This is a genomic window from Paraburkholderia terrae, assembly GCF_002902925.1.
In the GTDB taxonomy this organism is placed as follows: Bacteria; Pseudomonadota; Gammaproteobacteria; order Burkholderiales; family Burkholderiaceae; genus Paraburkholderia; species Paraburkholderia terrae.
On the sequence record NZ_CP026111.1, the window covers coordinates 1,429,558 to 1,454,195 of the forward strand.

24 protein-coding genes are annotated in these 24,638 nt (G+C 62.2%); 13 read left to right on the top strand and 11 right to left on the bottom strand.

Features of this window, described 5'->3' with window-relative positions:
• The first annotated feature begins 25 nt into the window (after positions 1-25).
• Entirely contained in the window at positions 26-811 is a 786-nt protein-coding gene (locus C2L65_RS06400; RefSeq protein ID WP_042307272.1) for a TrmH family RNA methyltransferase, read from the top strand.
• 16 nt (positions 812-827) lie between these two features.
• Here C2L65_RS06400 and ppsR read toward each other — a convergent pair whose 3' ends face one another.
• On the bottom strand, positions 828-1,643 hold the full coding sequence (gene ppsR / locus C2L65_RS06405; RefSeq protein WP_042307243.1) for a posphoenolpyruvate synthetase regulatory kinase/phosphorylase PpsR: 816 nt from the start codon (positions 1,641-1,643) through the stop codon (positions 828-830).
• A 537-nt stretch (positions 1,644-2,180) separates the two neighbouring features.
• Between ppsR and ppsA the strand changes: the two genes are divergently transcribed.
• From ppsA to C2L65_RS06420, 3 genes are all read left to right on the top strand, one after another.
• Positions 2,181-4,586 carry a phosphoenolpyruvate synthase gene (gene ppsA / locus C2L65_RS06410; protein ID WP_042307244.1) on the top strand — a complete coding sequence of 802 codons (2,406 nt, stop codon included), beginning with the start codon at positions 2,181-2,183 and terminating at the stop codon, positions 4,584-4,586.
• Between the two features lie 119 nt (positions 4,587-4,705).
• Entirely contained in the window at positions 4,706-5,158 is a 453-nt protein-coding gene (locus C2L65_RS06415) for an NfeD family protein (protein WP_042307274.1), read from the top strand.
• Between the two features lie 67 nt (positions 5,159-5,225).
• The gene (locus C2L65_RS06420) at positions 5,226-6,152 is read left to right on the top strand and encodes an SPFH domain-containing protein (RefSeq protein WP_042307245.1); all 927 of its coding nucleotides are present in this window, start codon (positions 5,226-5,228) and stop codon (positions 6,150-6,152) included.
• Positions 6,153-6,869: 717 nt separating this feature from the next.
• Here C2L65_RS06420 and C2L65_RS45400 read toward each other — a convergent pair.
• Both C2L65_RS45400 and smpB read right to left on the bottom strand, forming a co-directional pair.
• The gene (locus tag C2L65_RS45400; RefSeq protein ID WP_156132370.1) at positions 6,870-7,331 is read right to left on the bottom strand and encodes a hypothetical protein; all 462 of its coding nucleotides are present in this window, start codon (positions 7,329-7,331) and stop codon (positions 6,870-6,872) included.
• Positions 7,332-7,355: 24 nt separating this feature from the next.
• Positions 7,356-7,802 carry an SsrA-binding protein SmpB gene (gene smpB / locus C2L65_RS06430; protein ID WP_042313492.1) on the bottom strand — a complete coding sequence of 149 codons (447 nt, stop codon included), beginning with the start codon at positions 7,800-7,802 and terminating at the stop codon, positions 7,356-7,358.
• A gap of 131 nt (positions 7,803-7,933) precedes the next feature.
• Here smpB and C2L65_RS06435 point away from each other — a divergent pair, with 131 nt between their 5' ends.
• On the top strand, positions 7,934-8,371 hold the full coding sequence (locus tag C2L65_RS06435) for a type II toxin-antitoxin system RatA family toxin (protein WP_035990853.1): 438 nt from the start codon (positions 7,934-7,936) through the stop codon (positions 8,369-8,371).
• Positions 8,368-8,700, top strand: a complete 333-nt coding sequence (locus tag C2L65_RS06440; RefSeq protein ID WP_042313493.1) for an RnfH family protein — start codon at positions 8,368-8,370, stop codon at positions 8,698-8,700. The genes C2L65_RS06435 and C2L65_RS06440 overlap by 4 nt, the downstream gene beginning before the upstream one ends.
• Before the next feature lie 108 nt (positions 8,701-8,808).
• On the opposite strand, the gene C2L65_RS06445 is transcribed toward C2L65_RS06440, so the two are convergent.
• Positions 8,809-9,783, bottom strand: coding sequence for a DMT family transporter (locus tag C2L65_RS06445; RefSeq protein ID WP_042313552.1), 975 nt, complete (start codon positions 9,781-9,783; stop codon positions 8,809-8,811).
• 307 nt (positions 9,784-10,090) lie between these two features.
• On the opposite strand from C2L65_RS06445, the gene guaB reads away from it, so the two are divergent.
• From guaB to C2L65_RS06470, 5 genes are all read left to right on the top strand, one after another.
• Positions 10,091-11,551: an IMP dehydrogenase gene (guaB, locus tag C2L65_RS06450; RefSeq protein WP_042313495.1), complete on the top strand. Its 1,461-nt coding sequence runs from the start codon at positions 10,091-10,093 to the stop codon at positions 11,549-11,551.
• 6 nt (positions 11,552-11,557) lie between these two features.
• The gene (locus tag C2L65_RS06455; RefSeq protein WP_042313497.1) at positions 11,558-12,376 is read left to right on the top strand and encodes a hypothetical protein; all 819 of its coding nucleotides are present in this window, start codon (positions 11,558-11,560) and stop codon (positions 12,374-12,376) included.
• Complete coding sequence (locus C2L65_RS06460) at positions 12,369-12,596, top strand: hypothetical protein (protein ID WP_042313500.1); 228 nt, start codon at positions 12,369-12,371, stop codon at positions 12,594-12,596. The genes C2L65_RS06455 and C2L65_RS06460 overlap by 8 nt, the downstream gene beginning before the upstream one ends.
• The gene (gene guaA, locus C2L65_RS06465; RefSeq protein WP_042313504.1) at positions 12,589-14,172 is read left to right on the top strand and encodes a glutamine-hydrolyzing GMP synthase; all 1,584 of its coding nucleotides are present in this window, start codon (positions 12,589-12,591) and stop codon (positions 14,170-14,172) included. The genes C2L65_RS06460 and guaA overlap by 8 nt, the downstream gene beginning before the upstream one ends.
• A gap of 75 nt (positions 14,173-14,247) precedes the next feature.
• Entirely contained in the window at positions 14,248-14,739 is a 492-nt protein-coding gene (locus tag C2L65_RS06470) for a GNAT family N-acetyltransferase (RefSeq protein WP_233446479.1), read from the top strand.
• A 152-nt stretch (positions 14,740-14,891) separates the two neighbouring features.
• On the opposite strand, the gene C2L65_RS47030 is transcribed toward C2L65_RS06470, so the two are convergent.
• The 4 genes from C2L65_RS47030 to C2L65_RS06490 form a co-directional block, all read right to left on the bottom strand.
• Positions 14,892-15,026, bottom strand: coding sequence for a hypothetical protein (locus C2L65_RS47030; protein WP_255221902.1), 135 nt, complete (start codon positions 15,024-15,026; stop codon positions 14,892-14,894).
• Positions 15,027-15,166: 140 nt separating this feature from the next.
• Entirely contained in the window at positions 15,167-15,679 is a 513-nt protein-coding gene (locus tag C2L65_RS06480; RefSeq protein ID WP_042313553.1) for a GNAT family N-acetyltransferase, read from the bottom strand.
• A 50-nt stretch (positions 15,680-15,729) separates the two neighbouring features.
• The gene (locus C2L65_RS06485) at positions 15,730-17,205 is read right to left on the bottom strand and encodes a UdgX family uracil-DNA binding protein (protein ID WP_042313513.1); all 1,476 of its coding nucleotides are present in this window, start codon (positions 17,203-17,205) and stop codon (positions 15,730-15,732) included.
• 15 nt (positions 17,206-17,220) lie between these two features.
• Positions 17,221-18,432: a putative DNA modification/repair radical SAM protein gene (locus C2L65_RS06490; RefSeq protein ID WP_042313516.1), complete on the bottom strand. Its 1,212-nt coding sequence runs from the start codon at positions 18,430-18,432 to the stop codon at positions 17,221-17,223.
• A gap of 256 nt (positions 18,433-18,688) precedes the next feature.
• Here C2L65_RS06490 and C2L65_RS06495 point away from each other — a divergent pair, with 256 nt between their 5' ends.
• Positions 18,689-20,230: a tetratricopeptide repeat protein gene (locus C2L65_RS06495; RefSeq protein ID WP_042313519.1), complete on the top strand. Its 1,542-nt coding sequence runs from the start codon at positions 18,689-18,691 to the stop codon at positions 20,228-20,230.
• A gap of 81 nt (positions 20,231-20,311) precedes the next feature.
• Here the strand turns inward: C2L65_RS06495 and C2L65_RS06500 are convergent, their stop codons facing one another.
• Together C2L65_RS06500 and C2L65_RS06505 are read right to left on the bottom strand one after the other, a co-directional pair.
• Positions 20,312-21,652 (bottom strand): APC family permease, encoded by a 1,341-nt coding sequence (locus tag C2L65_RS06500; protein ID WP_042313522.1) that lies wholly within the window; start codon positions 21,650-21,652, stop codon positions 20,312-20,314.
• 170 nt (positions 21,653-21,822) lie between these two features.
• A complete protein-coding gene (locus C2L65_RS06505; protein WP_042313555.1) occupies positions 21,823-22,668 on the bottom strand; it encodes a carbon-nitrogen hydrolase family protein in 846 nt (281 codons plus the stop codon).
• Between the two features lie 185 nt (positions 22,669-22,853).
• Between C2L65_RS06505 and C2L65_RS06510 the strand changes: the two genes are divergently transcribed.
• Complete coding sequence (locus tag C2L65_RS06510) at positions 22,854-23,672, top strand: response regulator transcription factor (RefSeq protein ID WP_042313525.1); 819 nt, start codon at positions 22,854-22,856, stop codon at positions 23,670-23,672.
• A 100-nt stretch (positions 23,673-23,772) separates the two neighbouring features.
• Here the strand turns inward: C2L65_RS06510 and C2L65_RS06515 are convergent, their stop codons facing one another.
• The gene (locus C2L65_RS06515) at positions 23,773-24,453 is read right to left on the bottom strand and encodes an outer membrane lipoprotein (protein WP_042313528.1); all 681 of its coding nucleotides are present in this window, start codon (positions 24,451-24,453) and stop codon (positions 23,773-23,775) included.
• Positions 24,454-24,638: the final 185 nt, after the last annotated feature.

The following is a 24,638-nucleotide window of genomic DNA, read 5'->3' on the forward strand; positions in this document are numbered from 1 at the left end:
CACCGCTATCCTTTTCGTGCTGCCTGTGAAAGCCATCACCTCGCGGGACAATCCGCTCTACAAGCGTCTGAAGGCATTGGCCGGATCGACGCATCAACAGCGCAAGAGTGGCCATGCGCTGCTCGAAGGGTTTCATCTCGCGAGCGCCTATCTCGACGTCGCGGGCCAGCCGGAAATGTGTGTCGTCACGGAAGGCGCGCTGCGCCACGACGAAGCGCAGGCGATCGTCGCGCGGCTCGAGGAACGGCGCATCGTCACGCTGCCCGATGCGCTGTTTGGACAACTGTCGAATGTCGTCAATGGCGTCGGCCTGTTGCTGCTCGTCGAGAAGCTCGATCTGCCGTTACCCGGGCGCGTGACGCAGGGCTGCGTCGTGCTCGACGGCGTGCAGGATGCGGGCAATGTCGGCTCGATTCTGCGCAGCGCGGCGGCAGCGGGTATCGGTCACGTGTTCTGCACGCCGGGCACCGCGTACGCGTGGTCGTCGAAGGTGTTGCGCTCAGGGATGGGCGCGCATTTTCTGCTGCAGATTCACGAGGATGTCGATCCGCAGACGCTGATCGAAACGCTTGATGTGCCTATCGCGATTACAGACTCTCACGGGGCTGAAGCGATCTACGACACGGATCTCAAGGGGCCTGTCGCGTGGGTGTTCGGCAATGAAGGGGCGGGTGTGTCGCAGGCGTGGCGCGACGCGGTCACGTACCGCGTGACGATTCCGCAGCCGGGCGGGATGGAGTCGCTCAATGTTGCGGCGGCCGCCGCCGTTTGTCTGTTCGAGCAGTGCCGGCAGCAGCGCGCTGCCGGCTGATTTCACTGCATCGCCATCAATACGACGACCGGTCCAGCTTGATTTCCTGCAGGATCGTCGTCGCGATTTCCTCGATCGACTTGTGCGTCGACGAGAGCCACTTGACCCCTTCGCGCCGCATCATCGTCTCGGCTTCGTTGATCTCGTAGCGGCAGTTTTCGAGCGCCGCGTATTTGCTGCCGGGACGCCGCTCGTTGCGGATTTCCGAAAGCCGCTGCGGATCGATGGATAAACCGAACATCTTCGTACGATGCGCGAGCAGCGGCGTCGGCAGCTTGCCGCGCTCGAAGTCTTCGGGAATCAGCGGATAGTTTGCGGCCTTCACGCCGTACTGCATGGCCAGATACAGGCTGGTCGGCGTCTTGCCGCTGCGCGACACGCCGACGAGAATCACGTCGGCTTCTTCCAGATTGCGATTGGACTGGCCGTCGTCGTGCGCGAGCGAGAAGTTGATCGCCTCGATCCGGTTCTTGTACTCCTCGGTGTCGGCGTTCTGGTGGCCGCGGCCCATCGCGTGGCTCGACTTCAGCTCCAGTTCCTGTTCGAGCGGCTCGACGAAGGTCTGGAACATGTCCAGCACGAGCGCGTTCGAATCCTTCACGATCTGGTTCGACGCGCTATTGACGAGCGTCGTGAAGACGATCGGGCGGCGGCCTTCGTGCTGAGCGGCTTCGTTGATCTTTTCGAGCGTGGCGTAGGCTTTTTCCGTCGAATCGACGAATGGCACGCGGACCAGACGGAACTTCTGGTCGAACTGGGAGAGGATCGAATGCGCGAAGGTTTCGGCAGTGATCCCGGTACCGTCGGAGACGATGAATACGGTTGGCGGCATCAGTGGGCAGGGAACATGAGCGTCAAAATCCGCTCGAATCAGACATTGCCGCGTGGCGCGCGCCGCCCGGTGGCTGGCCGGAAAACGGCAGCGGCGCAGCACGATACGACACGCGGCGCAGCGTGCGCCCGAACGGGCAAAAAGGCCCACGCGCGGCCTGGATAAAGCCGCGGGCGGTCACGCAAACCCCGGCGGCAAGCCGCGCGCGCCGTTCAGGGCGCATTTATCGTCCGACTGTCACATTTTGAGAGTCGGCACGGTAGAATAGCGGCAACCTGTTGGATAAGCAATTGCAGCCAAATCGCGTGTAACTATCTGTTATCGCTCTTTGATTGCGTCGTGATTTGTTCGTAAGTTGCACGGCAACGCTGCAAGTTCGTTCAATCCTCCGCTTCGTCGGGCTTCGTGCCGGGCATGAAGCCTTCTGCGATTGTTTCTCCAACAGGTTGCGCAAGGCACGAGTCAACGTTCCCAATGAGCGCCTCGTGTTCGAGCCCACTTGCGCAATCGAGCATTTTTTTCCACTTAGGGGCTTGTATGACTAACGCAGTTAACGTTGCTAAGGATCAGGCGTATGTAGTTCCATTCGAGCAGTTGCGAATGACCGACGTGGAAATCGTCGGCGGCAAGAATGCTTCGCTCGGCGAGATGATCAGTCAGCTCGCCGAAGCTGGCGTGCGCGTGCCGACGGGTTTCGCCACGACGGCGCTCGCATTCCGCGACTTTCTGCATCACAACAACCTGACCGAACGCATCGCCCAACGTCTCGAGACGCTCGACGTCGACGACGTGAAGGCACTCGCCGCTGCAGGCAAAGAGATCCGTCAATGGATCGTCGACGCCCCGTTGCAGGCGCGTCTCGAACAGGAAATCCGCGCAGGCTTCGACACTCTGCAAAAGAGCTCGCCTGAAGAACTGTCGTTCGCGGTCCGCTCGTCGGCAACGGCGGAAGACCTGCCGGACGCATCGTTTGCCGGTCAGCAGGAAAGCTACCTGAACGTGGTCGGCGTCGAAGACGTGCTCGATCGCATGAAGCACGTGTTCGCGTCGCTCTACAACGACCGCGCCATCTCCTATCGCGTCCACAAGGGCTTCACGCATGCTGAAGTCGCGTTGTCGGCGGGTGTGCAGCGCATGGTGCGCTCGGACGTCGGCGCAGCGGGCGTGATGTTCACGCTCGACACGGAATCGGGCTTCAAGGACGCAGTTTTCATTACGTCGAGCTATGGCCTCGGTGAAACCGTCGTGCAAGGCGCGGTGAATCCGGACGAGTTCTACGTCTTCAAGACCACGCTCGCGCAGAACAAATACCCGATCATCCGCCGCTCGATCGGCTCGAAGCTCATCAAGATGGAATTCACGAAAGCGGGCGAAGAAGGCCGCGTGAAGACCGTCGACGTGCCGCACGAGCAGCGCAACCGCTTCTCGATCACCGACGAAGACGTGATCGAGCTGGCGAAGTACGCGGTCATCATCGAAAAGCACTACCAGCGTCCGATGGACATCGAGTGGGGCAAGGACGGCCGCGACGGCAAGATTTTCATCCTGCAGGCGCGCCCGGAAACGGTGAAGAGCCAGGGCGGCAACAAGGCCGAGCAGCGCTTCAAGCTGAAGGGCCAGTCGCAGGTGCTGGCGACGGGCCGCGCAATCGGCCAGAAGATCGGCGCGGGCCCCGTGCGCGTGATTCACGATCCGTCGGAAATGGAGCGCGTGCAGCCGGGCGACGTGCTGGTCGCGGACATGACCGACCCGAACTGGGAACCCGTGATGAAGCGCGCAGCCGCGATCGTCACGAACCGTGGCGGCCGTACCTGCCACGCGGCAATCATCGCGCGTGAACTGGGTGTGCCCGCCGTCGTGGGTTGCGGCGACGCGTCCGACGTGCTGAAGGAAGGCGCGCTCGTGACGGTATCGTGCGCGGAAGGCGATGAAGGCAAGATCTACGACGGTCTGCTCGAAACGGAAGTGACGGAAATCCAGCGCGGCGAACTGCCCGAGATCCCCGTCAAGATCATGATGAACGTCGGCAATCCGCAGCTCGCGTTCGACTTCGCGCAGCTGCCAAACAAGGGCGTTGGTCTCGCGCGCCTCGAGTTCATCATCAACAACAACATCGGCGTTCACCCGAAGGCGATTCTCGAGTACCCGAACATCGATCAGGACCTGAAGAAGGCTGTCGAAAGCGTCGCGCGCGGTCATGCATCGCCGCGTGCGTTCTATGTCGACAAGCTGACGGAAGGCATCGCGACGATCGGCGCGGCGTTTTATCCGAAGCCCGTGATCGTGCGTCTGTCGGACTTCAAGTCGAACGAGTACAAGAAGCTGATCGGCGGTTCGCGCTATGAGCCGGACGAGGAAAACCCGATGCTGGGCTTCCGCGGCGCATCGCGTTACATCTCCGAAGACTTCGCGCAGGCGTTCGAAATGGAGTGCATCGCGCTCAAGCGCGTGCGTGAAGAGATGGGCCTCGACAATGTCGAGATCATGGTGCCGTTCGTGCGGACGTTGAAGCAGGCGGAGCGCGTGGTTGGCCTGCTCGCGAAGTACGGTCTGAAGCGCGGCGAGAACGGCCTGCGGCTGATCATGATGTGCGAGATTCCGTCGAACGCGATTCTCGCCGAAGAGTTCTTGCAGTACTTCGACGGCTTCTCGATCGGTTCGAACGATCTGACGCAGTTGACGCTCGGCCTCGACCGCGACTCCGGCATGGAGCTGCTGGCAGCGGACTTCGACGAACGCGATCCCGCCATCAAGTTCCTGCTGAAGCGCGCGATCGAAACGTGCCTGCGTCTGGACAAGTACGTCGGTATTTGCGGCCAGGGTCCGTCGGATCACCCGGACTTCGCCGAGTGGCTGACGAAGGAAGGCATCGCGTCGATCTCGCTGAACCCGGACACGATCATCGAAACGTGGCAGGCGCTGGCGAAGGTGACGGCTAAATAAGCATTACGCATCGATTTGTGGCGGTACTTGAAACGTGCTGCTACGAACGATAAAAGCTGGACGCTTCATGCTATAAACACCCCGGTAGATCCGGGGTGTTTTGCTTTGTGGAGGCGCAAGTGTTCCAAAGTGGACTGTTCTGGTGGATCGGCGCAGGCGTGCTGATCGTGCTCGAACTGATGCACGGCACGTTCTATCTGCTGATGGTGGCGCTCGGCTTTATTGCAGCGGCGTTGGCGCGTCTCGCAGGGGCTGATCTGCCGCTGCAGCTCGGCATCGCGGCTGTCGTCGCGCTTGCCGCGGTGCTCTTGCTGCGCAAGTCGCGCTTCGGACGTAAAACGAAAACGCGCGCCGAAGCCGCGCGCAATCCCGACGTGAACCTCGATATCGGCTCGACGCTGACCGTGCCCGCGTGGCACGACGGACACGCGCGGACCAGTTATCGCGGCGCGTCATGGGAAGTCGAACTCGCGCCCGGCGAGCCGGAAGACGCCAATCTCTATGAAATCACCGCGCTGCGGGGCAGCTGTCTTGTCGTTGTCGCGAGCAGGCGTGCGGCGGCGAGGGCTTGAGCCGTCAGATGCAGCGTAGGCGCATTCGAACGCGCACAACAATTCAAAAACAGATGGGGGTGCAGGAATGGAATCGTCGAGCATCGTTGGGCTGGTGTTGTTGATTGTCGTGATCGTGGTCGCTGGGCAGACGATCAAGATCGTGCCGCAACAGCACGCATGGGTGATGGAGCGGCTCGGGCGCTATCACGCGACGCTGACGCCGGGTCTGAACTTCGTGCTGCCGTTCATCGACCGGATTGCGTACAAGCACATGCTCAAGGAAATTCCGCTCGATGTGCCGAGTCAGGTCTGCATCACGCGCGACAACACGCAGTTGCAGGTGGACGGGGTGCTGTACTTTCAGGTGACCGATCCGATGAAGGCGTCGTATGGTTCGAGCAACTTCGTGTTTGCTATTACGCAGTTGTCGCAGACGACGTTGCGTTCGGTGATCGGCAAGCTCGAGCTCGATAAAACGTTCGAGGAGCGCGACTTCATCAATCATTCGATCGTGTCGGCGCTCGACGAAGCTGCGTCGAACTGGGGCGTCAAGGTGCTGCGCTATGAGATCAAGGATTTGACGCCGCCTAAGGAAATTCTTCACGCGATGCAGGCGCAGATTACCGCGGAGCGTGAGAAACGCGCGCTGATCGCGGCATCGGAAGGGCGCAAGCAGGAGCAGATCAATATCGCGTCTGGGGGCCGCGAGGCGGCTATTCAGAAGTCCGAAGGCGAACGGCAGGCGGCGATCAATCAGGCGCAGGGACAGGCGGCGGCGATTCTGGCGGTTGCCGAGGCTAATTCTCAGGCAATCCAAAAGATCGCGGCGGCGATTCAGTCTACGGGTGGGATGGAGGCTGTGAATCTTAAAGTTGCTGAGCAGTATGTGGGTGCGTTTGCGAATCTCGCGAAGGCGGGGAATACGTTGATCGTGCCGGGGAATATGGCCGATATGGGGTCGATGATCGCGGCGGCGTTGACGATTGTGAAGCAGTCTAAGAGTGTTGTGTGATAGGTTTTTTTGTCTGCGACGCTGGGTGGTCCGCTTTGCTTTGCGCTGGCATCCGCGCTTTGTTAGCGTGCTTCACGCGTTGCCCCTGTGCGGGGCGGCACCTACTTTTCTTTGCCGCCGCAAAGAAAAGTAGGCAAAAGAAAGCGGCTAACCCCGCCAATTCTAGTTCTTGCCTGAGGGCCCCCAACGGGTCTTGCGCTTCACACGACGGCGTTTCTGTTCGCGTTCGTTGCCAACGCTCTGAATGAGCGCCTCACCCACTTCAAACACCCGTACTAGTGCTCACGGCAGCGAACGGTATGTGCCGCCAAGGTGGCAAACTGTGTGTAGGTTGTCGCGACTTATAGGGTTGCGCTCTTACAGGGTGGGACGCCTGCGCTATCGGTCCGAAGTGATGCGTGTGAGGCGCTACGGCCTACACACAGTTTGCCACCTGGGCGGCAGTGGATTATCTGGCACGGCATGGTGAAGCGCGGGTGCGTGAAGCGGGTGAGGCGCAGCGCAAGAGCGCTGGCAACGAACATGGGTCACGTGATTGCCGCGTGAAGCGTAAGACCCGTTGGGGGCCCTCAGGCAAACACAAGAATTAGCGGTGTTAGCCGCTTTCTTTTGCCTACTTTTCTTTGCGGCGGCAAAGAAAAGTAGGTGCCGCCCCGCACAGGGGCGACGCTTGAAGCACGAAGGCAACACGCGGATGCTAGCGAAAACGCAAGCAAATCAAACGGCGACGCGTGAAGCACGAAGGCAAAGCGCGGATGCCAGCGAAGACGCAAGCAAATCAAACGGCGACGCGTGAAGCACGAAGGCAAAGCGCGGATGCCAGCGAAGACGCCAGCAAATCAAACGGCGGCGCGTGAAGCACGAAGGGCAAAGCGCGGATGCCAGCGAAAACGCAAGCAAATCAAACGGCGACGCGTGAAGCACGAAGGCAAAGCGCGGACGCCAGCGAAAACGCAAGCAAATCAAACGGCGGCGCATGAAGCCCAAAAGCAAAGCGCGGACGCCAGCGAAAACGCAAGCAAACCAAACCGCGGCGCATGAAGCCCAAACGCAAAGCCCGAAGCGAAAAGGCAAACACACCGCGCCGAAGCCCGCGCAGCAAATAAAGCGGATGCCAACGCAAAGACCAAAACCCCAAAAACCGACCATCAGCGCCGCGGCAAAAACCTCAAACCTCACCGCGCCGCGCAGGCCGAAAAACCCTCAAACCGGCGTCCGCATCAACCTCGCCTTCTCCCGCTCCCAATCCCGCTTCTTCTCAGTCTCACGCTTATCGTGCTGCTTCTTGCCCTTGGCAAGCCCAATCTCACACTTAACCCGCCCATTCTTGTAATGAAAATTCAACGGCACAAGCGTATACCCGCGCTGCTCGACCTTGCCAATCAGCTTGCTGATTTCCTCAGCATGCAGCAGCAGCTTGCGCGTACGGACCGGGTCCGGGTTGATATGCGTCGACGCTTCGGGCAGCGGACTGATGTGCGTGCCGATCAAAAACAGCTCCGCGTTCCTGATCACGACGTAGCCTTCCTTGATCTGGCCACGCCCGGCGCGCAGCGCCTTGACTTCCCAGCCCTCCAGCACGAGCCCCGCCTCGTAACGCTCTTCGACCGAGTAGTCGTAGAACGCTTTTCTGTTGTCGATGATGCTCATGAATGGAAAGTGGCCAACTCGTTTAAAATCACGATTTTAGCAAAGCGGGACGCCGAAAACCCGCCGCGGCGTCATTCAGTTGTCACGCGCTCGCTATTTATCAATCCCTGTTGCCACGCGCTGTTCAATTTATGGCAGATGTCCAGAAAACCGTGTTGATACGCCACTCGGCGGAACAGATGTTCGACCTCGTCACCGATGTCGCCGACTACCCCAATTTCCTTCCGTGGTGCGGCGGCGTCGAAATCCGCCGCCAGGAGGAAAACCTGATGGAGGCGAAGATCGACATCAACTTCAAGGGCATCAAGCAGCACTTCGCGACGCACAACACGCAGGAGCGGCCGACGCGCATCGACATGAACTTCGCCGACGGCCCGTTCAAGAAGTTCACCGGCTACTGGCGCTTCACGCCGCTACGCGCCGATGCATGCAAGATCGAGTTCGCGCTCCACTACGAGTTCGCGAACATTCTGCTGGAGAAAATCATCGGACCGGTGTTCAGCCATATCGCGAACACGTTTGTCGAATCGTTCGTGAAACGCGCCGACCAGCGCTACGGCAAGGCATGAGCAGGACGCTGACCATCGAGGTCTGCTACGCGCTGCCGGGCGAGCAGACGCTGGTCGAGCTGCAGTTGCCGCAAGGCGCGACGCTCGGGCAGGCCATCGACGCGAGCGGTATCCTCGCGCAACATCCCGGAATCGATCTGACGAAACAGAAGACAGGCGTGTTCGGCAAGCTCAAGCCGCTGGACACCGTGCTCGCCGACCACGATCGCGTCGAGATCTACCGGCCGCTGATCGTCGATCCGAAGCTCGCGCGGCAGCGGCGCGTCGAGAAATCGCGTCAGGAAGGGTCCGTGGAAGGGCGTAAGTGGCTGCACAAGGATTCGCGCTGACGTCCCGCAGACGTGCAGCGCACAAATGGCAAACGGCGCACCGTGTCACGCGGTGCGCCGTTTTTGCTTTGTGGTCAGAGGTTTTGGCTGCAGACAAAAGGGCGCAGCCTAATGCACAGCCGCCTGAGCCTTTTCTTCGAGCGTCGAGCGGTCGGAATCGTCGTCAGCATGCTGGCGTACCGACCAGCTGACGCCCGCGACCAGCAGCAGGATGGCGGCCATTTCGAGCGGACGGGGCATCCGGTGATCGTAGATGAACGCATAGAGCAGCGCGAACAGCGTCTCGAATACGATCAGCTGGCCCGACAGCGTCAGCGGCAAACGCTTGGACGCCGCGTTCCACAAGCCGTTGCCGAGCCACGACGCGCCGATCGCGAGCCCCAGGTTCAGCAGCCAGAACAGATGCCAGCGGGTGTCGACATGCGACGTATCGACGGCCGACGACGGCAGCACGGCCACCACGAGCCACAGCAGGACGCCGAGCAGGCCCGTCACGACGCCCCACAGCACCGACCACTCGTTGCCGCTGAAATGCGTATGACGCTGCAGATACCGCGCGTTTTCGACGGCAAACCACGTCCAGCACGCCAGCGCGCCGACCGCGCAGGCGATGCCGATCAGTTTGTTCGCGATCGTTCCCGGCGTTTCCCCCGCCGTGCCGAACACATCGACATTGATGCACACGATGCCCGCGACGACGAGCGCGAGCGGCCACGCGAGCCGCGCGAGCGGCACGGCGCCATGATCGCGCCGTCCGAGCAGCGTCACGGTGACGGGCAGCACGCCGACGATCAGCGACGACGGCGCAATCCCGACGAGATGCACTGCGCCCGTCAGCAGCAGGTAATAGAGCAGATTGCCCGCGAGCGCGAGCTTGACGAGGGCGTTCAGATCTTCACGCGTCAGCCGGCGCATCAGGGAGCGCGCAGAAGGCAGGGCGGCCAGCAGCGACACGACGCCGTACATCGCATATCGGCCGGCGCTCAGCAGCACGGGCGAAAAATCGGGCAACAGCCGCGGCACCAGAAACACCATGCCCCATAACGCTCCCGCCAACATCCCATACACCACGCCGCGCTGCATTGCCTTGCCCCGATCGAAAAACTGAAAGTGCGCGAAGCATAGCCGCACGGGCGGGTTCGCGTCTTGTTCGGTTCTGCACTTTGCAGCACTTCGCCTATGCTGGAAAAACGCGGCTGGAAGGATGAATGACAGCGTATGCGTTCGAACGAGCATACGAAACCGGTTCGAACGCGAGCCGAACGCAGAAGCGAAATCAGACGGTCGTTCGATGCGAAAAAACATTGAAGAATTTCGCTAACTGACTGTTCGTGCAGCGAAAACCGGAAGGTTTCGCGTATAATTCGCTTTTGCGCCTATAGGATTTGCCATGCGTCTGATCCAAAAAGCACTCACGTTCGATGACGTGCTCCTCGTCCCGGCTTTCTCCGACGTTCTGCCGCGCGACACCAGCCTGAAAACCCGGCTGACCCGCAACATCTCCCTCAATATGCCGCTCGTGTCCGCCGCGATGGACACCGTTACCGAAGCTCGCCTCGCCATTGCGATGGCGCAGATGGGCGGCGTCGGCATCATCCACAAGAATCTCACGCCGGCCGAGCAGGCTCGCGAAGTCGCGAAGGTCAAGCGCTTTGAATCGGGCGTCGTGCGCGATCCGATCACGGTTCCGCCCCAGATGAAGGTGAGCGACGTGATCGCGCTGTCGCGCCAGCATGGCATTTCGGGTTTCCCGGTGGTCGAAGGCGCGCAGCTGATCGGCATCGTCACGAACCGCGACCTGCGCTTCGAAACGCGTCTGGACGAGCCCGTGCGCACGATCATGACGCCGCGCGAGCGTCTCGTCACGGTCAAGGAAGGCACGCCGCTCGCCGAAGCGAAAGCGCTGATGCACGGCCACCGCCTCGAGCGCGTGCTGGTCGTCAACGACGCGTTCGAACTGCGCGGCCTGATGACGGTGAAGGACATCACAAAGCAGACGGAGCACCCGGACGCCTGTAAGGACGAGCATGGCAAGCTGCGCGCGGGCGCCGCGGTCGGCGTCGGCGAGGACAACGAAGAGCGCGTGTCGCTGCTGGTGCAGGCGGGCGTCGACGTGATCGTCGTCGATACGGCGCATGGTCATAGCCGGGGCGTGCTGGAGCGTGTCCAGTGGGTCAAGAAGAACTTCCCGCACGTCGAGGTGATCGGCGGCAACATCGCGACGGCCGACGCAGCGAAGGCGCTCGTCGAGTACGGCGCGGACGGCGTGAAGGTCGGCATCGGCCCGGGCTCGATCTGCACGACGCGTATTGTCGCAGGCGTGGGCGTGCCGCAGATCAGTGCGATCGCCAACGTGTCGGCGGCGCTCAAGGGCACAGGCGTACCAGTTATCGCTGACGGTGGCGTGCGCTTCTCGGGCGACGTCAGCAAGGCGCTGGCAGCAGGCGCGAACGCCGTGATGATGGGCAGCATGTTTGCCGGCACGGAAGAATCGCCGGGCGACGTGTTCCTGTATCAGGGCCGCCAGTACAAGTCGTACCGCGGCATGGGTTCCGTCGGCGCGATGAAGGACGGCGCGGCTGACCGCTACTTCCAGGACAACTCCGCGAACATCGACAAGCTGGTGCCGGAAGGCATCGAAGGCCGTGTCGCGTACAAGGGTTCTGTCGGCGCGATCCTGTTCCAGTTGATCGGCGGCGTGCGTGCGTCGATGGGTTACTGCGGCTGCCGTACGATTGACGAACTGCACGAGAAGGCTTCGTTCGTCGAAATCACGTCGGCGGGCATGCGTGAATCGCACGTACACGATGTCCAGATCACGAAGGAAGCGCCCAACTACCACGTGGACTAATTGCCGATGAAGCCGCTGCTGCGTGCCGTACTGATCATCGATGCCTTGTTGCTGCTGGCGTTCGGGCTGCTGTTTTTGCTCACGCCATGGAAATCGTTGTACGACGCGCTGCAGCTGGTGCAGACGGACCCTGCGCTGGTTGGGCAGGGGGCGGGCATCGCGCTGATCGGCCTGGCGTGGCTTGCGCTGCATGCGTCGATCGACGGCGCGATGACGGTGACGACGGCCAAGGTCGTCGGCCATGTGAACTGGCTGACGGGCGTGCTGATGCTGGTCTGGCTGGTGGGGCTGCATACGCCGCAGTTGACCGGGTTCGGACAGCTGGTGGCGGTGCTGACGGGCGTAGTACTGCTCGTTATCGGCCTGGGTGGCGTGAAGCTATCGAGCGCGGTGAAGCGGCGTGAACGGCTGGCCGGCACGGCCGCCGCCGAACGCACCGACCGCGTGGCGGCGCGCGACGCCGAGAACGAGGCGCGCAAGGCCGAACGTGAGCGCAATGCGGCTCGCCCGGGTGTGGTTTATCCGGCCACCACGGGGCCGCATGTCGAGCCGACGCTTGCCGCAACGCCTGCCGTGAGCACGGCAACGCCTGTGAGTCCCGCGACGGGGCATCCTGTCGAGCCTGGCCTGACGGCGCAGCCGCCGCGCGCGACGATGCCCGAAGCGGCCGCCGCCGCGCGTGAAGACGCGCTGGCGCACGAACGCCGGGCGGAAGCCCACGAGGACGCCGCCGCGCGCGAACGCGCCGCAGCCCAGCGCAACGAAGCCGACGCACGCGCTGCCGAAGCGAAATCGGGCACACCCCGGCCGCCGTTTCATGGTTGACCCGCACAAGCTCACGCCCACTGCCGAAACAACTGGAATCCGTCTGCGCGCAGGTCTTTTATCGCGCTTTATATCGATCACGGCACGCAGCGATGCGGCGCTCACGCCGCCGTTGCCGCGCAAGCCAATCCGTTTCGAATACAACGCCGTTCTGTCGCGATGCGACCAGCGCGGCTTTCCCTATCCGTTCTTTTTAGATTCCGTCCGCTGCCATGCATGACAAGATCCTGATCCTCGACTTCGGTTCGCAAGTCACCCAATTGATCGCACGCCGCATCCGCGAGGCGCACGTGCTGTCGGAAATCCATCCGCACGACGTCAGCGACGAGTTCATCCGCGAATTCAAGCCGACGGGCATCATCCTGTCGGGCGGCCCGAACTCGGTGACCGAGAGCGACACGCCGCGCGCGCCGCAAGCGGTGTTCGAAGCGGGCGTGCCCGTGCTCGGCATCTGCTACGGCATGCAGACGATGGCCGAGCAGCTCGGCGGCAAGGTCGAAACCGGCCATCTGCGCGAATTCGGTTACGCGGAAGTGCGTGCGCGCAACCACACGAGCTTCCTCGACGGCATTCAGGACTTCGCAACGTCCGAAGGCCACGGCATGCTGAAGGTGTGGATGAGCCACGGCGACAAGGTGCTGGAAATGCCGCAAGGCTTCCAGTTGATGGCATCGACGGACTCGTGCCCGATCGCGGCGATGGCGGACGAAGCGCGCCACTTCTACGGCCTGCAATGGCACCCGGAAGTCACGCACACGGTGCAGGGCCGCGCGATGCTCGAGCGCTTCGTGCTGAAGATCTGCGGTGCGAAGCCCGATTGGGAAATGGGCAATTACATCGACGAAGCCGTCGAAAACATCCGCAAGCAGGTCGGCGACGAGCATGTGATTCTCGGTCTGTCGGGTGGCGTGGATTCGTCGGTGGCGGCGGCGCTGCTGCATCGCGCGATTGGCGATCAGCTGACCTGCGTGTTCGTCGATCACGGCCTGTTGCGCCTGAACGAAGCCGAGCAGGTGATGGCGATGTTCGCCGACAACCTCGGCGTGAAGGTGATCCACGTCGATGCGAGCGAGGCGTTCATGTCGAAGCTCAAGGGCGTGACGGACCCCGAAGCGAAGCGCAAGATCATCGGCGCCGAGTTCGTCGAGGTGTTCCAGACGGAAGCCGGCAAGCTGACGGACGCGAAGTGGCTCGCGCAAGGCACGATCTATCCGGACGTGATCGAATCGGCGGGCAAGGGCAAGAAGGCCGCGCATACGATCAAGAGCCATCACAACGTCGGTGGTCTGCCGGAGACGCTCAATCTCAAGCTGCTCGAGCCGCTGCGCGAACTGTTCAAGGACGAAGTGCGCGAACTGGGCGTGAAGCTGGGTCTGCCGCCTTCGATGGTGTATCGCCATCCGTTCCCGGGCCCGGGCCTCGGCGTGCGGATTCTCGGCGAAGTGAAGCGCGATTACGCGGACCTGCTGCGTCGCGCGGACGCGATTTTCATCGAAACGCTGCGCACCTTCATCGACAAGGAAACGGGCAAGTCGTGGTACGACCTGACTAGCCAGGCGTTTGCGGTGTTCCTGCCTGTGAAGAGCGTGGGCGTGATGGGCGATGGCCGCACGTATGAGTATGTCGTCGCGCTGCGCGCAGTGCAGACGCTCGACTTCATGACCGCGCATTGGGCGCATCTGCCGCATGATCTGCTCGGCCATGTGTCGAACCGGATCATCAACGAAGTGCGTGGTATCAATCGCGTCGTGTACGACATCTCGGGCAAGCCGCCTGCGACGATTGAGTGGGAGTGATATAGCTTCTGGCACAGGCCGAGATCAAAAACTCGGCTCAGCGCCTGTCATTCAATTCGCGCCGGAAGACTGCGGGTGTCTTTCGGCGCTTTGAGTTATTTAGGCATGTTGATTCGTTTTTTTGAGCGCACCGATCTTGCTGCGTGCGAACAGCTGTTCGACAGTAACACTCCAAAGTTTTTTGCCGAGGAGGAGCGTGTCGAATTCACTGAATACCTGAACCGTCTTCCGGGGCCTTACCTGGTGCTTGAAGAGGATGGCGAGGTCGTGGCCTGTGGTGGCTGGGCAGCCAGCAGAACGACTCCCAACGAGATTGTTTTGTGTTGGGGAATGGTGAGCCAAGACCGGCACAAGGCAGGTCTGGGCAGTCGCCTCATGAAGGCACGATTGCAACACATCTTTGCGAGCAACAACGCTGTGGCGGTTTTGCTGACCACCAGCCAGCACAGTGCCGGCTTTTTTGAGCGGTTTGGCTTTCAAGCTGTCCGCTCAGAAAAGGACGGGTACGCGCCGGGCATTGATCTGGTGGAGATGCGGCTTGAAGCAGGGTCCGTTGCAGCGAACTGAATTGCGCATCGAACTGGCGGTGACCCCCGTCCCCGCAAGGGTGTAACCACCAGATCGACGATCATCGAGCGTGCGACCAGGAAGGGGTGCTGGGGCGCGTCAGCGCGCTTTTTGCCGTGATGCGTCACGGTGGAAAATCGTGGAGATTCCGCTTATCGATCGTATCGTTGAGCTTTCTTGCCCAGTTCTTCGATATCAACGGATGCTGCGAGAAATGCGCCGCAACGCGGCTTGTCCACGAAACGAAGCCACTGGCTGAACTGGCTGAGAAGGAAGTAGACAAACATGGTGTGCTCCTGTCGATGAAGGTGGTAACAGGCGCAGTCCATATCGTGTTGAGTGGCGCCCTGTTGATGTTTCAAGAATAGGGGCGCCTAAAAGTGGCGGACATAGGACAAGGACGAATTTTGAGATAACAGGCTGCGGCTTACGGCTTCTCCAGCACATACGTTGCCGCCAACGTCCCGTAGTAGGGCTGCAAACCGATACTTCGCATCCCGAGCCGCTTCATCACCTTGATCGATCTTTCATTCGACGGATGTGTCGTCGCATAAACAGCAGCGAGGCCAAGCTCGTCGAACGCGAATCCGATCATCGCGCGCGCCGCTTCCGTCGCGTAGCCTTGTCCCCAGTGATCGCGCTTCAAACGCCAGCCGACTTCCACCGGATTGCCCGCTTCGTTTTCGATGTGCTGCACGCAGCCCGCGCCAATGATCTCGCCGCTGTCGTGCCTGATGAACGACCACCACGAAAAGCCGAACCGCTCCCAGCGCGCCTTCGCCGAATCGATGCTCTGATGCACTTCCGTCGGCGTCGCGGGCGAACCGTCGCCGAGAAATTGCATCACGACAGGATCGGAGTTGAGCGCGAGAAGCCCCGCAAAATGGGCTTCGTCGAACGGTTCGAGGCGCAGCCGCGACGTATGGAGAAGGGTTCGCATGGCATCCGTCCATTGGATGGATGAATGCTCGCGCATTCCTGGACGAAACACTAGCGCGATGCTTGCCGCCGTTCCTGCTCCGTGTCGGCCAGATCGCGCGCCCGTGCCAATGCAGAAGAGATCGCGTCCAGCACGCGCTCGCGCGCGTCGTCGTTCTCCTGCCGCAACGCGAACGACGGGTGATACGTCGCGATCACCTGCGTACCGTCAACATCGATCGGCCGGTCGATCCAATCGCGCAAACTGACTTTCTCGTGCAGCAGCGCAGTCAACGCAGTTGCGCCCAACGTGACGACGACGGCAGGCTTCACACGTTCCAGTTCGCGTTCGAGCCAGTAACCGCACGCATCGATTTCCTGCTGCGCCGCTGTCTTGTGCAGGCGCCGTTTGCCGCGCAGCATCCATTTGAAGTGTTTGACGGCGTTGGTCAGATAAAGATGCTCGCGCCGCAACCCCACACGTTCGATCGCGACATCGAGCAATCGGCCCGCTGGTCCGACGAACGGCTTGCCAGCGAGATCCTCCTGATCGCCGGGCTGTTCGCCAATCAGCATGATGCGCGCATCGTCGGGACCGATGCCATCGACGGCCTGCGTCGCGTGTCGCCACAGCTCGCAGCGCCGGCATGCGTCCAGAGTGGATGGCGGTTGCCGCGCCGGTTGCGCGCTGTGCGCATCGACAGGCACGCTCTTGCCGCCCAGCACGCCGACGCCGCGCGCCTGCGCGACCCGTTGCGCGCCGCTCTTCGCTTCGCTGATCATCGACGGAATCAGGTGCCCTTCAGGCAGACCTTTCCAGAAGCGCACGGGCATGTGCTGTTCGAGCGCCGTCTCGTTCAGGCGCGCGGGATTGAACGTGCTGCGGTAGTAGGCGAGCCAGAGCGCTTCGGCTTCGTCGACGGTGTGCTTGCAGCGGTCGCTGGGTAACGCCGGCCGGCGTTCGAGGCGCAACGCGCTGCCGTCCCACCACGCTGCGCTATCGGGCGTCGAGATGAGCCACGTCGAGCGGCCCATGCGGCGTGCGAAATGCTCGGCCGACCATGCGAGCACATCGTGCTCCGGCTCGTACCACGCGACGTACTCGGGCAGATCGGCCGCTGGCGCATCGTTGCCGGGCTCGCGCAACCGGAAGCGCACATACGCGATCATGTCGTGCTTCGCGCGCCGTACGGCCTTGGACATCTTGTACAGGCGCGCGCCGTCGCAATCGGCAGCGGACGCGACCGAGCGGTCGCCGTCATGCCATCGCCAGAGCACGCGGTAGAGGAACGCCCAACGTGCCGTGTCGCGATACAGCGCCGCGTCTTTCAGCAGTTCGCCGAGTTCGCGGGAAATGCGGACATTGGCCGGAGCGGTCGTTGCCTTCGACACAGGCGCGTGATCGTCGAACAACGCGGGCGTGGTTGCGCGATCGTCATCGCCAACTACACGCCAGTCGATATCCTCAGGCGCAATGCGGCTCGCAAGCGCCTGCAGCGCGGCTTCGCGCCACGCCGCATAGCTGTCGTCGATCGAGATGACTTGCATGCGCTCGTGCCCGCGTCAAAACAGCGACAACTGCGTCGGCGGCGTCGTCAGTGCGTGATGTAACCGCTGCGTCGACAGGTCGGCGTGCGCAGGGCGATAGTCCGCTGTCACGACGAACGGCCGTGTCTTGTCCATCGAACACCGCAACTGCACGAGATCCTGATAGCGGATGCGCCGCGAGCGCCGCAGTTCCACCAGACGCTTGGCGTTGCGCATACCGATGCCCGGCACGCGCGCGATCATGCGCACGTTCGCGCGATTCAGATCGACGGGAAAACTCTCACGATGACTCAGCGCCCACGCGAGCTTCGGATCGATATCGAGCGCGAGATTGCCGGGCGTTTCGAACAGTTCGTCGACGCGAAACCCGTAGCCGCGCAGCAGAAAATCCGCCTGATACAAACGATGCTCGCGCAACAGCGGCGGCGCCTTGGCCGGCAGCGCCGTCGGACTGTCGGGAATCGGGCTGAACGCGGAATAGTAGACGCGCTTGAGCCGGTACGAGCCGTACAGCGTTTCGGCTGTTTGCAGGATCGTGCTGTCGCTGGTGTCGTCCGCGCCGACGATCATCTGCGTGCTTTGCCCAGCGGGCGAGAAGCGCGGCGCTTTCGCGTCGCTCTCGGCTTCGTCGCTGGCGAGGCGAATCGAGCCCATCGCGAGGCGGATCGTGCGCGCGCTTTTCTCGGGCGCGAGCCGTTCCAGACTGATGTCAGTCGGCAGTTCGATATTGACGCTCAGGCGATCCGCGTAACGGCCCGCTTGCGCGATCAGTTCCGGATCGGCATCGGGAATGGTCTTCAGATGGATATAGCCGCGAAACAGGTGCTCCTCGCGCAACGACTGCGCGACGCGCACCAGTTGCTCCATCGTGTAGTTCGATGAGCGGATCACGCCGGAACTGAGAAACAGCCCGTCGATGTAATTGCGCCGGTAAAAGTCGAGTGTGAGGCTCACGACTTCCTCGGGCGTGAAACGCGCGCGCGGCACGTTGCTCGTGCGCCGGTTCACGCAATACTGACAGTCGTACAGACAGAAATTGGTCAGCAGGATTTTCAGCAGCGACACGCAGCGGCCGTCGGGCGTGAAGCTGTGGCAGATGCCCGCGCCCGTGCTTGCGCCGAGCCCGTCCGCGCCGCGCGAACTCCGCTGTGGCGCACCGCTGCTCGCACACGACGCGTCGTACTTGGCGGCGTCGGCGAGTATTTCGAGCTTTTTGAGCAGTTCCATGGCAGATCGCGATACTGTATATACGTACAGTATTCTATGACGTCCCGCGTGTCCACAAGGCGTGGATCGACGCAAACGAGGCGGTTGTCCCGCATTTGTCCTATTTTTCAGTGGATAAGCAGAACAACGGCGGCTTCTGCCTTCACACAACTTCACAGCTCGCCGGCGGCGCAGTGCCATCATTGCTGCCCCCGAGCCGAATCGACGTATCGACGGTTCGAAGCCTCAGTTTTGTCGCGGTGAAGGACATGATCGAATGACATCCCAGCCAGATATCGACCAGCGCTACGCGGCAGCCGAGCAAGCCTTTTTCGCGGGCGGCCACGACACGGCACGCGCGCATCTGGACGCCGTCCTGCAAGCGCAGCCAGAACACGCCGCCGCGCTACATCTGCGCGGCCTCGTTGCGCTCGAAGCGAAAGAGCCGGGCGGCGCGGCGCACTGGATCGAGCACGCGCTGCGCGTGCGGCCCGATCCCATTTTCTACAACAGCCTGAGCGTCGTGCAGATACGCTCTGGCGCGCTCGCCGAGGGCGCGGCGAGCGCGCAACGCGGCCTCGATCTCGCGCGCAGCGAGCCGTCCGTGTCGATCGACACGTCGATTCTCGCCTTCAATCTCGGCGTTGCGCTGCAACTGAACGACGACATGCAAGCGGCAGAGCACGCGTATCGCAGCGTGATCGCAACGAACCCGGCGCACTCCGGCGCGCACAACAACCTCGGGCTCGTGCTGAACGCGCTCGGCGATGTCGAAGCGGCCATCGTGCATCACCGGCGCGCGTATGAGCTCGATCCGTCGAATCTCGAAGCGCGCAGCAATATCGGCCATATGATGCTCGCGGCCGGGCGATACGAAGAAGCGTGGCCGCATTTCGAATACCGCTGGGCCGCGCTCGGCAACAATCGCGGCGAGCGCGGTGCGCGGCCGGCTGAATGGCCCGTGCCGCAGTGGCTGGGTGAAGCTTCGTCGAAACGGGACGCGCGGCTGTTCATCGTGTACGAGCAGGGACTCGGCGATGCGTTGCAGTTCAGCCGCTTTTTTCCGCTCGCGCTCGACCGTTTCACGACGGTCGGCTTCAACTGCCCGAAGCCGCTGCGGCGGCTTTTCGAGGATTCGTTTGGCGAGCGCTATCCGCAGTTGCAACTGCTCGACGATGTGCCCTCCGACTGGAGCGAATGGGACTGCTATTCGCCGATGCTCTCGCTGCCGATGGCGCTCGAAATCGGCTTGCAGAACCTCGGCTCGGCGCCGTCGCGTTATCTGCGCGCCGATCCGCAGCGCGCCGCATACTGGCGCGCGCGTCTCGCGGCCGTCGCGCCGCGACGCGTGCCACGCATCGGCATCGTGTGGGCGGGCGGCAAGATCAACGCGCATATGGACAGGATGCGCAGCATCGCGCCTGCGCAGGTCGAGCGGCTTCTCGCATGGCCGCGCGCGCAGTGGATCAGCTTGCAGAAAGCGGACGATGCTTCGAAGGAACTCGTTGACGCGCCGCGTCCGAATGTGACCGACTGGATGAACGAGATCGCGGATTTCGCCGACACGGCGGCGCTCGTCGAACCACTCGATCTGGTGATCGCCGTCGATACATCGGTTGCGCATCTCGCCGCGGCGATGGGCAAGCGCGTGTGGCTGCTCAATCGCTACGCGGGATGCTGGCGGTGGCTGCGTGAGCGCACGGATAGCCCGTGGTATCCGGGCATGCGGATCTTCAACCAGTCGGAGCGCGGCAACTGGGTCGACGTGCTGTCGAATTTGATCGACGCGCTGGAAGCCGAATTTCCAACGCACGCATAAAAGCAAAACGCGGCGCATACAAATGCGCCGCGCTTTCTCGAACGCGATCCGCCCCGGTGAATCGCGCATTTCGCTATCCGCTCAGATCGCCACTTCAGGCGGTGCCTGGCGGAACAGACGCGTGATCCAGCACAGATACGCGATACCCAGTACGAACCACACCGCGCCGAGCATGAGCGCCGTCTTTTCGAGGCTCGCGAGCAGCCAGATATCGGCCACTGCGCCGATCAGCGGAAACACCAGCCCGCCGAACACGCCGATCTTGCGCTCGCCATGATTGCCCGACAGATACAGACGGATCACGCACAGATTGACGGCTGTGAACGCGAGGAACGCGCCGAAGTTGATGAAAGACGTCGATGTGGCCACATCGAGCTTCAGTGCGATCAGCCCGACGATGCCTGCAATCGCGATATTGATCGCCGGCGTCTTGAAGCGCGGATGGATATAGCCGAAGAAGCGCTTCGGCAGGATTTCATCGCGGCCCATCGCGTACAGCAAGCGGCCGACGCTCGCCTGCGCCGAGATGCCCGACGCGAACTGCGCCAGGATCAGACCCGCGAGAAACACGGTCACGAAGACATCGCCGCCGATCATCTTGGCGACTTCGAACGCGGCCGAATCCGTGTCCTTGAACTCGACGCCGGGGTGTGCCAACTGCATCGTGTACGCGGCGATCACGAAGATCGCACCGCCGATCAGCGCAATCAGCAGGATCGCGCGCGGCATGTTCTTCTTCGGATCGATGGTTTCTTCCGTCAGCGTCGACACGGCATCGAAGCCGAGATACGAATACGCGGCAATCGCGGCACCCGCCATCGTCGCGCCGAGCGGCACATGCGGCTTGAAGAACGGCTCGGCCATCGCGATTCCACCCGGGCCAGCCGCCGCCGACGCATAGTGCCAGCACAGCGCGACGAACATCGCGACGATCGCCAGTTGCACGACCATCAGCACGATGTTGAAGCGCGCGGCCAACTCGATCCCTACGATGTTCAGGCCGCTGGTCAGCACGATGAATGCGACGATCCAGATCCACGACGGCACATGCGGAAACGCCGCATTCAGATACGCGGCGCCGATCAGCCAGATCACCATCGGCAGGAAAAAATAGTCGAGCAGCGTCGCCCAGCCGATCAGGAAACCCAGGTGAGCGTTGAAGGTCTTGCGCGTGTACGTGTACGCCGAGCCGGCGACGGGGTAGAGCCGCGCGAGCTTGCCATAGCTGAGCGCGGTGAACGCGATAGCGATCAGCGCGAGCAGATAGGCGAGGGCGGCCGTGTCGTCGCTGGCTTTGGCGAGTACGCCGTAGGTGCCGTAGACAATCAGCGGCGCCATGTAGGCGAGACCGAACAGCAGCACGGACGGCAAGCCGAGCGTGCGCTTCAGGTGCGACGGTTCATGGGATGACGACGCTTGCATGATTTCTCCTAAAGCCAGGCCGAGAGCGATGGCCGATATGGATGTCTTCTGGATGCCTTATGGTGCCTTCCGGCTCGCCGTACGGCTGGCATTTCGACGGGCGTGGGCGCACCCGCGCAGGGCGCGCTCGGCCCCGTGCGGTACGTCCTGAACAGACTGCTGGAAAGCGTTCAGTCGGTGCGGCGGCGGCGCGCTTCGACCATCAGCGCGCGATGGCCATTCGACTGTTCGACAGGCACGAGGCCGAGCGGCACGCGTGCATCGTGCAGATAGTTGTAGTGCTCGCGGCTCGCTTCGAGCCGTTTGAAATCGACGGTCGCCTTCGTCACCGTTTCTTCGCCGCCCAGTTCGAGCACCGTCTCGCCGAACGGATCGATCAGCGCGGAGAGGCCGGGGAAGGTCAGGTTGTCGTCGCCGGAACCGCAGCGGTTCACCATCAGCGCGAACATCTGGTTTTCCATTGCGCGTGCCTGGATCGCGCGTCGATGCACGGGGCCGAACGGGTCCATGTTGCCGTTGGTGACGATCAGCAGATCGGCGTCGAGCGCCGCGACGGCACGCGCCGATTCGGGGAATTCGATGTCGTAGCAGATCAGCAGGCCCACGGTGAGGCCATTCCACATGCAGGTTTCGAAGCGGTCGCCGGGCGTGAACACGCCTACATCCGATGCCCACAGATGCGTCTTGCGATAGCGCAGCGCGATGTCGCCGCGTTCGTCGACGAGCACCGTCGTGTTGTAGAACTGGTTGCCGTCGCGTTCTGCGAGGCCCACTGCGACCGAGACACCATTTTGCCGGGCGGCGTCGCGAACCGCGGTCAGCGCGGGGCCATCGAGCGTCTGCGCGACGTCGGCGATGTTCTCGCGCGTCGGAAAGCCCGACAGCGTGGTTTCGGGGAACACGATCAGCTTCGTGCCGCCCGCTGTGTCGGCGCGTCCGATCGTGTCGACGACCTTGCGCGTGTTATGCGCGACGTCGCTGTCGATCAGCGCGAGTTGCGCCAGTTCAACCTGCATGGTGTTGCCTCCTTCCAGATGCCTTTCAGCGGTGCGCAATGTGCGTTGCGCATCCGTGTTTCCTGCGATTTTTGTGCCGCGCGGAACAGTGCGTACGTCGCCCGCTTCTCGTATTGAGGCGGATTATCAGGGTATTATTTTTGTCCTGAAATTACCCACGAGGGTTACCCTCACCGGAGGACACGATGGACTTCGAATGGCGAGATCTCGCTTTTCATCGGGAGATCGGCTCGGCCATCGACGCCCTCGATGGTCCGCATTTCTGGGCGCGTCTGACGCGTGTGCTCGAAAGGCACGTTGGTTTCGACAGCTGGGTCGCGTTGCGCTTCAAGCGCGATGCCGCGCCGCTCGTGCTGGCCGAGCAGGCCATGCCCGACGGCAAGATCGACCTGATGTTCCAGGACTATCTGGCCGCGCTCTATCAGCTCGATCCGTTTTATCTCGCCACGTTCGAAACGCAGGCGTCGGGCTTCTACACGCTCGCCGACGTCGCGCCCGACAACTTCCGGATGACCGAGTACTACCAGCGTTACTTCAAGAAGAACATCGTCGGCGACGAGGTGCATTTCAATGTCGTGATCGATCGCGATCACACGATGGGCTTTTCACTCGGCAAGACGAGCCGCTACGACGAGCGCGAGATCGCGTTGCTCACGCTGTATTCGCCGTGGGTGCTCGCGTTGATGCAGCAGCGCTTGCGTTTCGAGAAGTTCGTTGGGGAAGAAGAGCCGCGCGCGGCCGGAAACGATGAGGCGGATCTGCATGCGCGCTTCGGCATGCTGACTGGCAAGAACGGGCGCGGCGCGTTGACTGCGCGCGAGATCGAAGTGGCGATGTTGTCGTTGAGTGGATTCTCGTCGCGCGCGATCGCGGAGAAGCTGTCGATCTCGTTCGAAACGGTGCGCGCGCACAAGAAGCATATCTACGCGAAGCTCGGCGTCGGATCGCAGTCCGAACTGTTCGCGATGTTTTATGAACCGGGGAGAACGGTCGAGCCGGAGTGAAGGTTGTCGCGCTGCTTCGATTGCTTGTGATCGAAGCAGCGCTCGGTGCTACCAATGCGTGAGCGCGTCGAGTTCGTGGCCTGGTGATGGCTTGAGCGGCTTAATAGCGGTCGAGCCGGTTGCCCGCAACACGCACGCGATCGCCAGGATGCAGGTCGCCGGGCGAGCCGACATCGAATGCGCGTACGGAGCCGTCGTTCAGTTGCACCGAAACCCGGTAGCCGCCCGGCGACGACGCGCCCGCCTGCTGACCCAGCTGGTTGCCCGCGACGGCGCCGCCCAGCACGCCGATCGCAGTCGCCGCATCGCGTCCATGGCCGCGCCCGAACTGGTTGCCGATCACGCCGCCGACAACCGCGCCGATCACGGTGCCTGCGACGCCGCCCGCCGTCACGGCGCCTGGATTGGCAAGCGGCTGGATCGACGAAACTACGCCGTATTGCTCGCCGTATCCGTAGCCCTGTTGCGGCTGCTGGTAAGCCTGATTGCTTTGCTCATCGGGCTGATCGTAGCCGGGTTGTTGATACTGCGGCTGCTGCGCGTACGGCTGCTGATAGGGCTGTTGATAAGGCTGCTGATACTGAGGCTGCTGCGCATAGCCAGGCTGCGCATAGACCGGTTGCGCCGGTTGTGCGTAGGCCGGTTGCGTGGCGTAGGTCGAGCCATAGCTCGCGCCGTACGGCGAATTGCCAGGGACAACGCAGCCTGCGAGCGGCAGCGTGACGCAGAGCGCGATCAACGTCGTTCGAACGAGAGGGCGAGCAAAACGGGTGTGGGTCATGTTACGTGATTGTCGAGATGCCACCAGGTGTGGACCGCGACGAGTATAGGGAAACGCGCATCGCTAGTGATGCGCGGCCCGCGTAACAGTGTGTAAATTGCGCGTCCGATAACGAAGCCTGGTGAAACAGCGACGCGCGGGTGGGAAGCGGGTGAGAAAAGCGGCTGAAAAAAGCGAGGAAGTCA

Excerpts from the sequence above, each read along its gene's own strand:
- C2L65_RS06485 (WP_042313513.1), bottom strand. The coding sequence starts at position 17,205 with ATGCAAGTCATCTCGATCGACGACAGCTATGCGGCGTGGCGCGAAGCC.
- C2L65_RS06500 (WP_042313522.1), bottom strand. The coding sequence starts at position 21,652 with ATGCAAGCGTCGTCATCCCATGAACCGTCGCACCTGAAGCGCACGCTC.
- C2L65_RS06455 (WP_042313497.1), top strand. The coding sequence starts at position 11,558 with ATGAAGCCGCTGCTGCGTGCCGTACTGATCATCGATGCCTTGTTGCTG.
- ppsA (WP_042307244.1), top strand. The coding sequence starts at position 2,181 with ATGACTAACGCAGTTAACGTTGCTAAGGATCAGGCGTATGTAGTTCCA.
- guaB (WP_042313495.1), top strand. The coding sequence starts at position 10,091 with ATGCGTCTGATCCAAAAAGCACTCACGTTCGATGACGTGCTCCTCGTC.
- guaA (WP_042313504.1), top strand. The coding sequence starts at position 12,589 with ATGCATGACAAGATCCTGATCCTCGACTTCGGTTCGCAAGTCACCCAA.
- C2L65_RS06495 (WP_042313519.1), top strand. The coding sequence starts at position 18,689 with ATGACATCCCAGCCAGATATCGACCAGCGCTACGCGGCAGCCGAGCAA.
- C2L65_RS06445 (WP_042313552.1), bottom strand. The coding sequence starts at position 9,783 with ATGCAGCGCGGCGTGGTGTATGGGATGTTGGCGGGAGCGTTATGGGGC.
- C2L65_RS06440 (WP_042313493.1), top strand. The coding sequence starts at position 8,368 with ATGAGCAGGACGCTGACCATCGAGGTCTGCTACGCGCTGCCGGGCGAG.
- C2L65_RS06420 (WP_042307245.1), top strand. The coding sequence starts at position 5,226 with ATGGAATCGTCGAGCATCGTTGGGCTGGTGTTGTTGATTGTCGTGATC.
- C2L65_RS06480 (WP_042313553.1), bottom strand. The coding sequence starts at position 15,679 with ATGCGAACCCTTCTCCATACGTCGCGGCTGCGCCTCGAACCGTTCGAC.
- C2L65_RS06435 (WP_035990853.1), top strand. The coding sequence starts at position 7,934 with ATGGCAGATGTCCAGAAAACCGTGTTGATACGCCACTCGGCGGAACAG.
- C2L65_RS06515 (WP_042313528.1), bottom strand. The coding sequence starts at position 24,453 with ATGACCCACACCCGTTTTGCTCGCCCTCTCGTTCGAACGACGTTGATC.
- ppsR (WP_042307243.1), bottom strand. The coding sequence starts at position 1,643 with ATGCCGCCAACCGTATTCATCGTCTCCGACGGTACCGGGATCACTGCC.
- C2L65_RS06510 (WP_042313525.1), top strand. The coding sequence starts at position 22,854 with ATGGACTTCGAATGGCGAGATCTCGCTTTTCATCGGGAGATCGGCTCG.
- smpB (WP_042313492.1), bottom strand. The coding sequence starts at position 7,802 with ATGAGCATCATCGACAACAGAAAAGCGTTCTACGACTACTCGGTCGAA.
- C2L65_RS47030 (WP_255221902.1), bottom strand. The coding sequence starts at position 15,026 with ATGTTTGTCTACTTCCTTCTCAGCCAGTTCAGCCAGTGGCTTCGTTTC.
- C2L65_RS06490 (WP_042313516.1), bottom strand. The coding sequence starts at position 18,432 with ATGGAACTGCTCAAAAAGCTCGAAATACTCGCCGACGCCGCCAAGTAC.
- C2L65_RS06460 (WP_042313500.1), top strand. The coding sequence starts at position 12,369 with ATGGTTGACCCGCACAAGCTCACGCCCACTGCCGAAACAACTGGAATC.
- C2L65_RS06505 (WP_042313555.1), bottom strand. The coding sequence starts at position 22,668 with ATGCAGGTTGAACTGGCGCAACTCGCGCTGATCGACAGCGACGTCGCG.